The organism is Streptomyces sp. NPDC048002 (genome assembly GCF_040653275.1).
GTDB lineage: Bacteria > Actinomycetota > Actinomycetes > Streptomycetales > Streptomycetaceae > Streptomyces.
This window is the reverse complement of the sequence record NZ_JBEZNL010000017.1, coordinates 150,962-163,327: the sequence shown is the minus strand read 5'-3', so window position 1 is coordinate 163,327 and position 12,366 is coordinate 150,962. Positions and strand designations below refer to the sequence as shown.

General features: G+C 70.0%; 12 protein-coding genes and 5 tRNA genes. 13 read left to right on the top strand and 4 right to left on the bottom strand.

What is annotated here, in order from left to right; all coding sequences use genetic code 11:
- The coding region (locus AB0E07_RS22055) for a nitrate- and nitrite sensing domain-containing protein (protein ID WP_362254564.1) at positions 1-2,365 on the bottom strand (2,365 nt) is incomplete at its 3' end.
- 572 nt (positions 2,366-2,937) lie between these two features.
- Here AB0E07_RS22055 and AB0E07_RS22050 point away from each other — a divergent pair.
- The 9 genes from AB0E07_RS22050 to AB0E07_RS22010 all read left to right on the top strand — a co-directional run bounded on the left by AB0E07_RS22050 (position 2,938) and on the right by AB0E07_RS22010 (position 6,832).
- The gene (locus AB0E07_RS22050; RefSeq protein WP_362254560.1) at positions 2,938-3,126 is read left to right on the top strand and encodes a hypothetical protein; all 189 of its coding nucleotides are present in this window, start codon (positions 2,938-2,940) and stop codon (positions 3,124-3,126) included.
- An 80-nt stretch (positions 3,127-3,206) separates the two neighbouring features.
- Complete coding sequence (locus AB0E07_RS22045; RefSeq protein ID WP_362254557.1) at positions 3,207-3,983, top strand: fumarylacetoacetate hydrolase family protein; 777 nt, start codon at positions 3,207-3,209, stop codon at positions 3,981-3,983.
- The gene (gltX, locus tag AB0E07_RS22040; protein WP_362254554.1) at positions 3,976-5,460 is read left to right on the top strand and encodes a glutamate--tRNA ligase; all 1,485 of its coding nucleotides are present in this window, start codon (positions 3,976-3,978) and stop codon (positions 5,458-5,460) included. Before AB0E07_RS22045 ends, gltX begins: the two co-directional genes overlap by 8 nt.
- A 94-nt stretch (positions 5,461-5,554) precedes the next feature.
- Positions 5,555-6,280 carry an HAD family hydrolase gene (locus AB0E07_RS22035; protein ID WP_362254551.1) on the top strand — a complete coding sequence of 242 codons (726 nt, stop codon included), beginning with the start codon at positions 5,555-5,557 and terminating at the stop codon, positions 6,278-6,280.
- A gap of 91 nt (positions 6,281-6,371) precedes the next feature.
- A tRNA-Gln gene (locus AB0E07_RS22030) sits at positions 6,372-6,443 on the top strand.
- 21 nt (positions 6,444-6,464) lie between these two features.
- Positions 6,465-6,537: transfer RNA gene (locus AB0E07_RS22025), tRNA-Glu, on the top strand.
- Positions 6,538-6,566: 29 nt separating this feature from the next.
- Positions 6,567-6,639 (top strand) — tRNA-Glu (locus tag AB0E07_RS22020).
- Positions 6,640-6,658: 19 nt separating this feature from the next.
- Positions 6,659-6,730: transfer RNA gene (locus AB0E07_RS22015), tRNA-Gln, on the top strand.
- Between the two features lie 29 nt (positions 6,731-6,759).
- A tRNA-Glu gene (locus tag AB0E07_RS22010) sits at positions 6,760-6,832 on the top strand.
- A 199-nt stretch (positions 6,833-7,031) separates the two neighbouring features.
- Here AB0E07_RS22010 and ndgR read toward each other — a convergent pair.
- Positions 7,032-7,748, bottom strand: coding sequence for an IclR family transcriptional regulator NdgR (gene ndgR, locus AB0E07_RS22005; RefSeq protein WP_081219617.1), 717 nt, complete (start codon positions 7,746-7,748; stop codon positions 7,032-7,034).
- 196 nt (positions 7,749-7,944) lie between these two features.
- Here ndgR and leuC point away from each other — a divergent pair, with 196 nt between their 5' ends.
- The 4 genes from leuC to AB0E07_RS21985 all read left to right on the top strand — a co-directional run bounded on the left by leuC (position 7,945) and on the right by AB0E07_RS21985 (position 11,261).
- On the top strand, positions 7,945-9,375 hold the full coding sequence (gene leuC / locus AB0E07_RS22000) for a 3-isopropylmalate dehydratase large subunit (protein WP_362254547.1): 1,431 nt from the start codon (positions 7,945-7,947) through the stop codon (positions 9,373-9,375).
- 6 nt (positions 9,376-9,381) lie between these two features.
- A complete protein-coding gene (gene leuD, locus AB0E07_RS21995) occupies positions 9,382-9,975 on the top strand; it encodes a 3-isopropylmalate dehydratase small subunit (RefSeq protein ID WP_362254544.1) in 594 nt (197 codons plus the stop codon).
- Between the two features lie 277 nt (positions 9,976-10,252).
- Positions 10,253-10,483, top strand: coding sequence for a hypothetical protein (locus AB0E07_RS21990; protein WP_362254542.1), 231 nt, complete (start codon positions 10,253-10,255; stop codon positions 10,481-10,483).
- A 136-nt stretch (positions 10,484-10,619) separates the two neighbouring features.
- Entirely contained in the window at positions 10,620-11,261 is a 642-nt protein-coding gene (locus AB0E07_RS21985; RefSeq protein WP_362254539.1) for an HU family DNA-binding protein, read from the top strand.
- A gap of 76 nt (positions 11,262-11,337) precedes the next feature.
- On the opposite strand, the gene AB0E07_RS21980 is transcribed toward AB0E07_RS21985, so the two are convergent.
- Together AB0E07_RS21980 and cofC are read right to left on the bottom strand one after the other, a co-directional pair.
- Positions 11,338-11,541: a hypothetical protein gene (locus tag AB0E07_RS21980; RefSeq protein ID WP_362254536.1), complete on the bottom strand. Its 204-nt coding sequence runs from the start codon at positions 11,539-11,541 to the stop codon at positions 11,338-11,340.
- Positions 11,542-11,607: 66 nt separating this feature from the next.
- Positions 11,608-12,246, bottom strand: a complete 639-nt coding sequence (gene cofC / locus AB0E07_RS21975; RefSeq protein WP_362254594.1) for a 2-phospho-L-lactate guanylyltransferase — start codon at positions 12,244-12,246, stop codon at positions 11,608-11,610.
- Positions 12,247-12,366: the final 120 nt, after the last annotated feature.

The window sequence follows — 12,366 nt, the reverse complement described above, 5'->3', positions numbered from 1 at the left end:
ATGCCGGGGACCGGCCCGGGGTCGATGTCGGTGCCGGGCACGTGCCGGGGCGCGGCAGCGCGGCGCGCGGTCCCTGACCGGCACCGAGCAGTCCGCCGGAGGGCGCGCCGGCGCCGACGGCACCGCCGTTGCGCCGGGCAGCGGCCGCACCGGCGGCGGCCTGCGCGGCGGCCGGACCGCCGGTCGGGCCACCCGGGCCGGGCTTGCCCGGAGCGGGCTTCTTGCCGCCCTGGGCGACGTCGACCGGGAGCATGACCAGCGCGGTGGTGCCGCCCGAGTCGGACGGGCGCAGCTGGATGCGGATGCCGTGCCGCTGCGACAGACGACCGACCACGAAGAGGCCCATGCGCCGGGAGACGGAGACGTCCACGGTGGGCGGCGAGGCGAGCCGCTCGTTGATCGCGGCGAGGTCCTCGGGGGAGAGGCCGATGCCGGTGTCGTGGATCTCGATCAGTACCCGCCCGTCGGGCAGGGCGTGACCGGTGACCTTGACCTTGGTCTGCGGGGAGGAGAACGAGGTCGCGTTCTCCAGCAGCTCGGCGAGCAGGTGCACGAGGTCGTTGACCACCCGGCCGGCCACTTCGGTGGTCGGCACCGAGGCCAGCTCGATGCGCTCGTACTGCTCCACCTCGGAGGCGGCGGCGCGGAGCACGTCGACCAGCGGGACCGGGCGGGTCCAGCGGCGGCCGGGCTCTTCACCGGCGAGAACGAGGAGGTTCTCACCGTTACGGCGCATGCGGGTGGCGAGGTGGTCGAGCTTGAACAGCGAGGACAGCTGGTCCGGGTCGGCCTCGCGGGACTCCAGTTCGGAGATGAGCGAGAGCTGACGCTGGATGAGGCCCTGGGAGCGGCGCGAGAGGTTGGTGAACATCGCGTTGACGTTGCCCCGCAGCAGGGCCTGCTCGGCGGCGAGGCGGACCGCCTCGCGGTGCACGTCGTCGAAGGCCGCGGCCACCCGGCCGATCTCGTCCCGGGAGTGCACACCGACCGACTCCACGGACGTGTCGACGTCCTGCGGGTCGGACTCGGAGAGCTGCTTGACCAGCTCGGGCAGTCGGTCGGAGGCGACCTTGGTGGCGGTCTCCTCCAGCCGGCGCAGCGAGCGGATCATGGAGCGGGCCACCACGAAGGCGCCGACCAGCGAGACGCCGAGCACGAGGAGGATCAGCGCACCGGAGATGATCGCGTCCTGCTCGGACTCGTTGCGCAGCTCGCGGGCCTTCTGCTCCATCTGCTCCAGCAGCGTGCGCTCGACGTTGCCCATCTGCTCGATCTTGATCGAGCTGTCGTCCACCCAGTCCTTGTACGAGCGCCGGTCCACCGTGGCCAGACCACTGGTGATGGCGCGGTCGCCGTAGGTGTCGGTGGCCTGGATCGTGGAGTTGCCCTCCTCGACCGGCTTGAGCAGCTCGGCCGCCTCCTCGCCGCCGTAGATCGCCTTGAAGCTGGCGAGTTCGGAGGTCTGGCTGGCCATCGACGACTGGGCGTAGAGCCGGTCGTTGTCGGAGAGGGTGCCGGAGGACTTGGTGTTCACCGGCAGGGCCGCGGCGAGCACCGCGCGCTGGATGGAGGCGTACTCCTTGGCGGAGGAGAAGGCGGCCAGTGCACGGGTCCGCTGGATCATGTCGGGGTTGCTGGTCGCCTCGGCCATGTCCTGGGAGAGGTCCAGCAGGTGCTCGATCAGCCGGTGGTAGGCCTCCACGGTCTGCGTGGAGTTGTCCTCGGCCTGGTAGGCGCTTTTGCGGATACTGCTGAGCGTGCGCAGGTCACGGACGACACCGACGAGGGTGTCGTGGACGCCCTGGAGGTTGCCGTCACCGGTGTCGACCTCTTCGGCGGACTCGATGAAGTTGTCCACCAGGCGGTCGGTCTTGTCGGTGTAGCCCTTGACCGTGTAGCCGGTGGCCTTCTCGCCGTGCGCCAGGGGACCGGCGGACTGGTCGCGCTCCTCCTGGAGCGCGGCGGCCAGCTCGGTGGCCTGCTTGGTCATCTCCGTCAGCAGCTTCATGTTGTCGAGCTGCTGCATGTCGTCCATGGAGTCGCTGATACGCAGGGCGCCCAGCGAGGTGGCCGCGACCACCGGGAGGGCGAGCAGCGACACCAGGCGCGTGGAGATACGCCAGTTGCGCAGGGCTATTCGCGGCCCGGGGTTGGCCGAACCCTGCGGCGGCTTGACGGGCGGGGCCGACGGGCCCGCGGGACCCGCGCCGGCCGGTCCGCCGGGGCGCCCGGGGCCGTCACCGGGCTGGACCGGGCTCGGGTTCTGGGCGTGCTGGGTCGAGGGACTGCCGACTTTGGGGCCAGTCCCGCCGTGCGGCTCCGGCTCCGCCGAAGCACTGCCATCCCTCTTGAAACGTCCCTGCACTAGCGTCGCAACCTCTGGACCAGGCGCCCCTCCGCGTGAACGGCAAGGGCGGTGTCGGCGTATTGGGAGACGTCCTGAATTACGTCCCCTGATGGTCTTGAGTGACCGGCGCTGGCTCCCCCTTCCGCCGCCGCCCGGCGCTGCTTCGCGCCCTGCGCGCCGGGTCGAACCTGCGGCGGTCCGTGGAATTCCAGCACAGTGCAGGATCTCCAACAAGGGCCGAACACCGAGCCGTGACCTACGTGACACGGCGTGAGTGACGAGTCACCGGTCGTAGAAAGTGATCCGTGCCAAATCGGACTCAACCTGGCTATTCGCCGGGACCCCGAGGGTGTCCCAGTCGCCATGATCAGGAGCGGAATGGTGGGTTCAGTGGCCCAATGTCCGTTTCGCGGCACCGAACCACTGGTCCGTTTCGCCCGGTTTGAGCAAGAAGCCGTGAGCAAACTCACACGAGCATCGTGGGGTCTTCACGTCTTCTCCGGGGAATCGCATGTTTAGCCTGACGCTTTACAAGACGGCGCAATCTGCCAACTCTCCACCCACCGCACACGACAGGGTTACGAACAACCGTGAAGACGACGTCGATGTTCCGCACGACCGCCAACCCGCGTCGCACGACGCTGGCCCACCTCGAGGGCGCCGACGAACTGCGGCTCCTGGAGCAGCCGGAGCACTCCCTGGACCTTCCGGCCCAGACGGCCAACCCGCGTCGCACGGTCCTGGACGAGATGCCCGTCGCCGCCACCGTCGCGGAGTAATACCGCGAGGACCCCGGCCCCCGCCGCGTTAGCCTGGAGCGTCAGACTCCAGCCGCTTCAGTCAAGGGGCCAAGCATCCCGTGCGCATCGCCAGATTCTCCATCGACGGGAACGTCGCCTTCGGCGCGGTCGAGGGCGACAAGCCTGACGAGCTCGTCCTCGACATCATCAAGGGCATCCCGTTCGCGGAATTCGAGCTCAGCGGCACCAAGGTACCGCTGAGCAAGGTACGGCTGCTGCCCCCGGTGCTCCCCAACAAGGTCGTGGCCTTCGGCCGCAACTACGCCGAGCACGCCCGGGAACTGGGCAACGAGGTGCCCGACGCGCCGTTCGCCTTCTTCAAGCCCTCCACCTCGGTGATCGGCCCCGGTGACCAGATCCAGTACCCCTCCTTCTCCGAGGAGCTGCACCACGAGGCCGAACTCGCCGTCGTCATCGGCCGGATGTGCCGGGAGGTCCCGCGCGAGCGCGTCAAGGACGTGATCCTCGGCTACACCTGCGCCAACGACATCACCGCCCGCGACGTGCAGAAGCGCGAGAAGCAGTGGGCGCGGGCGAAGGGCTTCGACACCTCCTGCCCGCTGGGTCCCTGGGTGGAGACCGACCTCGACCCGAGTGATCTCACCGTCCAGCTCACGGTCAACGGCCAACAGCGGCAGCTCGGGCGCACCAGCGAGATGATCCACTCCGTCGAGGATCTGATCGTCAACATCACCGAGGCCATGACGCTGCTCCCGGGCGACGTGATCCTCACGGGCACCCCCGCCGGGGTCGGCCCCCTCGCTGTCGGCGACGAGGTCTCCGTCAGCATCGAAGGCATCGGCACTCTCACCAACAAGGTTGTCAAGCGTGGCTAGCGCACCCGACTCTTCCGTACGCGTCCGTTTCTGCCCGTCGCCGACCGGCAACCCCCATGTGGGCCTGGTCCGCACCGCCCTGTTCAACTGGGCGTTCGCCAAGCACCACGGCGGCACCCTGGTCTTCCGCATCGAGGACACCGACGCGGCCCGCGACTCGGAGGAGTCGTACGACCAGCTGCTGGACGCGATGCGCTGGCTCGGCTTCGACTGGGACGAGGGCCCGGAGGTCGGCGGCCCGTACGCGCCCTACCGCCAGTCGCAGCGCATGGACCTCTACAAGGACGTCGCGCGCAAGCTCCTGGACGGCGGCCACGCCTACCACTGCTACTGCTCCCAGGAGGAGCTGGACAGCCGCCGCGAGGCCGCCCGCGCCGCCGGCAGGCCCTCCGGCTACGACGGCCACTGCCGCGAGCTGAGCGAGGCGCAGGTCGCCGAGTACGAGGCCCAGGGGCGCGCCCCGATCGTCCGCTTCCGGATGCCCGACGAGACGATCACCTTCACCGACCTGGTCCGCGGCGAACTGACCTTCACCCCGGAGAACGTCCCCGACTACGGCATCGTCCGCGCCAACGGCGCCCCGCTGTACACGCTGGTCAACCCGGTCGACGACGCCCTGATGGAGATCACCCACGTCCTGCGCGGCGAGGACCTGCTCTCCTCCACCCCCCGCCAGATCGCCCTGTACAAGGCGCTGACCGAGCTGGGCGTGGCCAAGGCGACGCCGGCCTTCGGTCACCTGCCGTACGTGATGGGCGAGGGCAACAAGAAGCTCTCCAAGCGTGACCCGCAGTCCTCGCTGAACCTCTACCGCGAGCGCGGCTTCCTGCCCGAGGGCCTGCTGAACTACCTGTCCCTGCTGGGCTGGTCGCTCTCGGCGGACCAGGACATCTTCTCCATCGAGGAGATGGTCGCGGCCTTCGACATCGCGGACGTCAACCCCAACCCGGCCCGCTTCGACCTGAAGAAGTGCGAGTCGATCAACGGCGACCACATCCGCATGCTCGACGTGAAGGACTTCACCGAGCGCTGCGCCCCGTGGCTGGCCGCCCCCTTCGCCCCCTGGGCGCCGGAGGACTTCGACGAGGCCAAGTGGCAGGCGGTCGCCCCGCACGCCCAGACCCGTCTGAAGGTGCTCTCCGAGATCACCGACAACGTCGACTTCCTGTTCCTGCCGGAGCCGGTCGTGGACGAGGCGAGCTGGACCAAGGCGATGAAGGAGGGCAGCGACGCCCTGCTGCGGACCGCCCGCGAGCGCCTGGAGGCCGCCGACTGGACCTCCGCCGAGTCCCTCAAGGAGGCCGTCCTGGCGGCCGGCGAGGCCCACGGTCTGAAGCTCGGCAAGGCCCAGGCCCCGGTCCGGGTGGCCGTCACGGGCCGCACCGTCGGCCTGCCGCTCTTCGAGTCCCTGGAGATCCTGGGCAAGGAGAAGACGCTGACCCGTATCGACGCGGCGCTGGCGAAGCTCGCGGCCTGAGACCGGGCACACACGAGGGGCGGTACCCGGGTACGGGTGCCGCCCCCCGGGCTTTCCCGGGACGGGCGCGCCGCCCGCGGGTTACGGTCGCACCATGAGCATTCGGGCGGTGGTCTGGGACGTCGACGACACGATCTTCGACTACACCACGGCGGACCGGTCCGGCATGCGGGCCCACCTCGCGGCCGAGGGGCTGCTCGACCGCCACGACGGGGTCGACGAGGCCCTGGCCCGCTGGCGCGCGTTCACCGACGCGCACTGGGCCCGCTTCGCGGCGGGGGAGGCCTCCTTCGAGGGCCAGCGCCGGGACCGGGTCCGTTCCTTCCTGGGCGAACCGCTCAGCGACACCGAGGCCGAGGACTGGTTTCGGCGGTACATGGGCCACTACGAGGCGGCCTGGGCCCTCTTCCCGGACGTCCTGCCGGTCCTCGACCTCCTCGCCACCGGCTACCGGCACGCGGTGCTCTCCAACTCCAGCCTCACCGTCCAGGACCGCAAACTGCGTGTGCTGGGCGTCCGGGACCGCTTCGAGGCCGTCCTGTGCGCCGCCGAGCTGGGCGTCTCCAAGCCCGAGGCCGGGGCCTTCCTGGCCGCCTGCGACGCCCTGGACCTGGCCCCGCACGAGGTGGCCTACGTCGGCGACCATCCGGAGATCGACGGCCGGGGCGCCGCCGACGCCGGGCTGCTGTCGGTCTGGATCGACCGCGGCCCCGCCCCCGCCGGCGGACCGATGGGTCCGCACCGGATCGCCACCCTCGCCGAACTGCCCGCGCTGCTCGGCTCGGATACCCGTTTTGGAGCCCCGTCCACCTTCGGGTAATGTTCTTTCTGCGCCGCCGGGGAGCGGGCCGAAAGGCCGGTGACCGGAGGCGCAAGCTAGAACGAGAACCCCTTCGGGGCTTGCGTTCCAGTGGCCTATGGTGTAATTGGCAGCACGACTGATTCTGGTTCAGTTAGTCTTGGTTCGAGTCCAGGTAGGCCAGCTCGCAGAGCTCATCTGCAAAGCCCCCGTTGTGTAGCGGCCTAGCACGCTGCCCTCTCAAGGCAGTAGCGCCGGTTCGAATCCGGTCGGGGGTACGGTAGTCATCCTTGCGATGACCGCTAGGGCCCCCGTTGTGTAGCGGCCTAGCACGCCGCCCTCTCAAGGCGGTAGCGCCGGTTCGAATCCGGTCGGGGGTACGTCTGGTCTAAACCACATTGGTCTATGGTGTAATTGGCAGCACGACTGATTCTGGTTCAGTTAGTCTTGGTTCGAGTCCAGGTAGACCAGCTCGGACCTGCGGAAACGTAGCGTCCAAGGCCCCCGTTGTGTAGCGGCCTAGCACGCCGCCCTCTCAAGGCGGTAGCGCCGGTTCGAATCCGGTCGGGGGTACAGAGACAAGGCCCTCCACTTCGGTGGAGGGCCTTTTTCGTACGTCCGTGGCGCCCCGCTGGGCCGCCCGGTGCGTCAACCGGGCGCGGGGGACGAGGACTTCGTCCTGCCGATCGCGGTCGGCGAAGGCGACCGGGGAGGGTCCGCCGCGGCGTTGGGGCGGACCCTCCCCGCTGGGATGCCGGGGATACCAGGGGCGTCAGCCGGTGCGGCGCAGGGCCTCCGAGAGGCGGCCTGCGGCGTCGATGACCGCCTGGGCGTGCATGCGGCCCGGGTGCCGGCTGAGGCGCTCGATGGGGCCGGAGACCGAGACGGCGGCCACCACGCGGTTGGAGGGGCCGCGGACCGGCGCGGAGACCGAGGCCACGCCCGGCTCGCGCTCGCCGATCGACTGGGCCCAGCCGCGGCGCCGTACGCCCGACAGGGCCGTCGCCGTGAAGCGGGCGCCCTGCAGGCCCCGGTGCAGCCGCTCGGGCTCCTCCCAGGCCATGAGAATCTGGGCGGAGGAACCCGCCTTCATCGTGAGCGTCGAGCCGACCGGGACGGTGTCCCGGAGGCCGGACAGCCGCTCCGCGGCGGCCACGCAGATGCGCATGTCTCCCTGGCGGCGGTAGAGCTGCGCGCTCTCGCCCGTGATGTCGCGGAGGTGGGTGAGCACCGGGCCCGCCGTGGCGAGGAGACGGTCCTCACCGGCCGCCGCGGCCAGCTCCGCCAGGCGCGGGCCGAGGATGAACCGGCCCTGCATGTCACGCGCCACCATGCGGTGGTGTTCCAGCGCCACGGCCAGCCGGTGGGCCGTGGGTCGTGCCAACCCGGTCGCCGCCACCAGACCCGCGAGGGTGGCCGGACCGGACTCCAGGGCGCTCAGGACAAGGGCTGCCTTGTCCAGAACGCCGACGCCGCTACTGTTGTCCATGAAACGATACTCGCGTCTCACTCTGTGAAACGCAAGTTCAATTTTCCGTGGAACACGCCACTCTGGATGTCACGAAGGCAATGCGGCCCGCAGACCAACGGGCCCGGTGGCGGACGCCCGAACAGGGGCGGCGGGCGCTGCTTCCTCAAGATCTCTAGTTGGGCCGGTGGACCGTATGCCGGCCGGAGGGAAAGCGATGGGTAGGACACTCGCGGAGAAGGTCTGGGACGACCACGTCGTCCGGCGCGCCGAGGGCGAGCCCGACCTCCTCTTCATCGATCTGCACCTGCTGCACGAGGTGACCAGCCCGCAGGCCTTCGACGGCCTCCGTAAGAGCGGTCGCCAGGTGCGCCGCCTCGATCTCACCATCGCGACCGAGGACCACAACACCCCCACGCTCGACATCGACAAGCCCATCGCCGACCCGGTCTCCCGGGTCCAGCTGGAGACGCTGCGCAAGAACGCCGCCGAGTTCGGTGTGCGGCTGCACCCGCTGGGCGACGTCGAGCAGGGCGTCGTGCACGTCGTCGGCCCCCAGCTGGGGCTGACCCAGCCGGGCATGACCGTCGTCTGCGGCGACTCCCACACCTCCACCCACGGCGCCTTCGGCGGCCTGGCGTTCGGTATCGGCACCTCCCAGGTGGAGCACGTGCTGGCCACCCAGACGCTGCCGCTGGTCCGTCCGAAGACCATGGCGATCACCGTCGACGGCGAACTGCCCGACGGCGTCACCGCCAAGGACCTGATCCTGGCGATCATCGCCCGGATCGGCACCGGCGGCGGCCAGGGCTACGTCCTGGAGTACCGCGGCTCCGCCATCGAGAAGCTCTCGATGGAGGCCCGGATGACCATCTGCAACATGTCGATCGAGGCCGGTGCCCGCGCGGGCATGATCGCCCCCGACCAGACCACGTTCGACTACCTGGAGGGCCGCCCGCACGCCCCCAAGGGCGAGGACTGGGACGCGGCCGTCGCGTACTGGAAGACGCTGCGGACGGACGACGACGCCGAGTTCGACGCCGAGGTCGTCATCAAGGCCGAGGAACTCTCCCCGTTCGTCACCTGGGGCACCAACCCCGGCCAGGGCGCGCCGCTTTCGGCCTCCGTCCCCGATCCCGCTTCGTACGAAGACGCTTCGGAGCGCCTGGCCGCCGAAAAAGCCCTGGAGTACATGGGGTTGGAGGCCGGCCAGCCGCTGCGCTCCATCAACGTGGACACCGTCTTCGTAGGCTCCTGCACCAACGGCCGCATCGAGGACCTGCGGGCCGCGGCCGAGTTGATCAAGGGCCGCAAAGTCGCCGACGGCGTACGGATGCTGGTCGTCCCCGGCTCCGCCCGGGTCGGTCTCCAGGCCGTCTCCGAGGGCCTGGACGTCGTCTTCAAGGAGGCCGGCGCCGAGTGGCGGCACGCGGGCTGCTCGATGTGCCTGGGCATGAACCCCGACCAGCTGGCCCCCGGTGAGCGCTCCGCGTCCACCTCCAACCGCAACTTCGAGGGCAGGCAGGGCAAGGGCGGCCGTACGCACCTGGTGTCGCCGCAGGTCGCCGCCGCGACCGCCGTGCTGGGCCACCTGGCCTCCCCGGCCGACCTGTCCGACGCCGAGACCCGTACGCCCGCTGGAGTCTGAGAAGTCATGGAAGCATTCACCACGCACACCGGCCGGGCCGTCCCGCTGCGCCGCTCCAACGTCGACACCGACCAGATCATCCCTGCTCACTGGCTCAAGAAGGTGACCCGGGACGGTTTCGAGGACGGGCTGTTCGAGGCCTGGCGCAAGGACGAGTCCTTCGTCCTCAACCGCCCCGAGCGGCGGGGTGCCACGGTTCTGGTGGCCGGCCCCGACTTCGGCACCGGCTCCTCCCGCGAGCACGCCGTCTGGGCGCTCCAGAACTACGGCTTCAAGGCCGTCATCTCCTCCCGCTTCGCCGACATCTTCCGCGGCAACTCGCTCAAGAACGGCCTGCTCACGGTGGTTCTGGAGCAGAAGGTCGTGGACGCGCTGTGGGATCTGACCGAGGAGAACCCCGAGGCCGAGATCACCGTCGACCTGGAGAACCGAGAGGTGCGCGCCGAGGGCGTCACCGCCTCCTTCGAGCTGGACGAGAACTCCCGCTGGCGGCTGCTGAACGGCCTGGACGACATCTCCATCACCCTCCAGAACGAGGCCGACATCGCCGCCTTCGAGGCCAAGCGGCCGTCGTACAAGCCGCAGACGCTCCAGGCGTGAGGCGGGCGGACCTCCGCGACAACTGAACAGGTCGAGTTTCGGCCACCGAAACACCCTCGCCGTACCCCCGATCGGCCCGATCGGGGGTACGGCCATGTCTGCGTCCGAACAGCTCCCGGCGGTCCGGCGCGCGCCGCCAACTTCCCCCGTTAGCTGGGCTGTTACCGGGGTAGACGGTGGTCTCAGAGGCGGCTGCGACCCGTGCCGGAACGGCCGTTGGAGGCGGCAGTTGCACCCTGAGCAGGCGACAACTCGCCCCAGATGGCACAATCTGTGCATGGAACACGACGGCCAACTCAAGCTCTATGCGGCGGTCGCGGACCAACTCAAGGAAGCGCACACAACAGTGCGCGCACTGCAAGTCCCGGAGGGCGTACGGATGGCGCTGACCCGGAAGCTGCTGGTCATTACGGCCGTGGCCAAGCACGATCTCGCCGATGCGGCAAGGCGTCTGGAGGCGTTCACGGCGGACCTCGACGCGGGTCGATTCCCCGACGAGGAACGCTGAGGGCTTCGGAGACCGCCGAGTCCGTTGCGGCACAAGGGTGATAAGCCCGTTTCGTGTTTGATTTGCGGTATATATCTGCCTAACGTGCGAAAAGCTTGAACACTTTCGTTCTGGCGATGTCTCCGAAGGGGAAGACGTGAACAAGGCGCAGCTCGTAGAAGCGATTGCCGACAAGATGGGCGGCCGCCAGCAGGCCGCCGACGCTGTCGACGCGGTCCTGGACGCCGTCGTGCGCGCGGTGGTCGCCGGTGACCGGGTCTCCGTGACCGGCTTCGGTTCGTTCGAGAAGGTCGACCGGCCGGCGCGTTACGCCCGTAACCCCCAGACGGGCGAGCGGGTTCGGGTCAAGAAGACCTCCGTGCCGCGCTTCCGCGCCGGCCAGGGCTTCAAGGACCTGGTCAGCGGTTCGAAGAAGCTCCCGAAGAACGACGTCGCCGTGAAGAAGGCGCCCAAGGGCAGCCTGACCGGCGGGGCTTCCGCGACGGTCAAGAAGGCCGCGGCGAAGAAGACCGCCGCCAAGAAGGCGACCACCGCCAAGAAGGTCACGGCGAAGAAGACCACGGCGGCGGCGAAGAAGACCACCGCGACCGCGAAGAAGACCACCGCGAAGAAGACCACCGCGGCCGCGAAGAAGACCACGGCCAAGAAGGCCACCACCGCCAAGAAGGCGACGGCCAAGAAGGCCCCCGCGAAGAAGGCGACCGCCAAGAAGGCCCCGGCCAAGAAGTCGACGGCCCGCAAGACCACCGCCAAGAAGACCACCGCCCGCAAGAGGTAGGGGCGCACGGGTACTCACGCGCCGGGCCGGACTCCCCAGGGAGCCCGGCCCGCGGCGTGTGCGGGGTCCTTGGCCCTTACAGGGTCTGGAGCGTGACGAGGGTGATGCGCGGCCCGTCCTCGGGGCCCTCCACCTCGATGCGGACGCGCTGTCCGGGCCGCAGCAGGCGCAGCCCGCCCGCGTCGAACGCCGCCGCGTCGAAGGGCACCGGGGTGCCGTCGTCCAGGAGCACCTGTCCGCTCCGGGTTTCCGGGTCGTACGTGTAAGCGGTCGCCTGCATGGCGGCAGCCTATGCGCTCCGCCACGAGAGCCGCGAGACGAGTCGCCCCGCACCCCTCGGGCCCCGCTAGAGCCCCGCGCTCAGCAGCCCCGCCGCCGCTGCCGCCGTCCGCGGTCCCACGCCCAGTGTCAGCGCGGCCCGCAGATCCTCGCCGGTGTCCACGTCCTGGCGTACGGAGTCCACTGCCTCCAGGTCCAGTTCCGCCGCGCCGGAGGCCCGGTGGCGGGCGCGGGAATCGAGGCCGAATGCCGGGTGCAATGGCTCACCCGGAGCCGCCGCCAGCAAGGTCGTGCCGATTGCCGCGGCGTCCGGCAGGAATGCGCGGGGGAATTCGGCCGCCGCGTCCAGGACCCGGGCCAATTCCGCCGGGCGCAGTGCCGGGAGATCCGCGTTCAGGGCGGCCACGGCGGAATCCGGACGCGTCGCGCGCACGACGGCCGCCCCGTGCGCGAGGGCGGCGTTGAGGCCGGCTCCGGGGGAGTCGGGGACCACGCGGGCGCCCAGCGCGGACAGCTCCCGGCCCGCCAGCTCGTCGTCCGTGACGACTGCCACATCCCGGACCGCGGGGCAGGCCAGCGCCGCCGCCACGGTGTCCTGCGCGAACGCCAGGGCGAGGGCCGGGCGCAGCCCGTCGGCCGCGGTCCCCGAGAGCCTGCTCTTGGCCCGAGCCAGAGGTTTCAGGGGTATGACCAGGGTCCACTGCACGAACGTTCGTACCTCTCTCGTCGCGGCCATTGTCACCCGGCTTTCACATGGGCCATCCGGCGGTCCGGTCCGCGGGGCGTACGGTGTTCTCGACAGACGGTCGGCCTGGGGCGACACTTG

Bases quoted from the DNA above. Each gene is read 5' to 3' on its own strand.
- AB0E07_RS22035 (WP_362254551.1), top strand. From the start codon at position 5,555: ATGAGCATTCGGGCGGTGGTCTGGGACGTCGACGACACGATCTTCGAC.
- ndgR (WP_081219617.1), bottom strand. From the start codon at position 7,748: ATGGACAACAGTAGCGGCGTCGGCGTTCTGGACAAGGCAGCCCTTGTC.
- leuC (WP_362254547.1), top strand. From the start codon at position 7,945: ATGGGTAGGACACTCGCGGAGAAGGTCTGGGACGACCACGTCGTCCGG.
- leuD (WP_362254544.1), top strand. From the start codon at position 9,382: ATGGAAGCATTCACCACGCACACCGGCCGGGCCGTCCCGCTGCGCCGC.
- AB0E07_RS21990 (WP_362254542.1), top strand. From the start codon at position 10,253: ATGGAACACGACGGCCAACTCAAGCTCTATGCGGCGGTCGCGGACCAA.
- AB0E07_RS21980 (WP_362254536.1), bottom strand. From the start codon at position 11,541: ATGCAGGCGACCGCTTACACGTACGACCCGGAAACCCGGAGCGGACAG.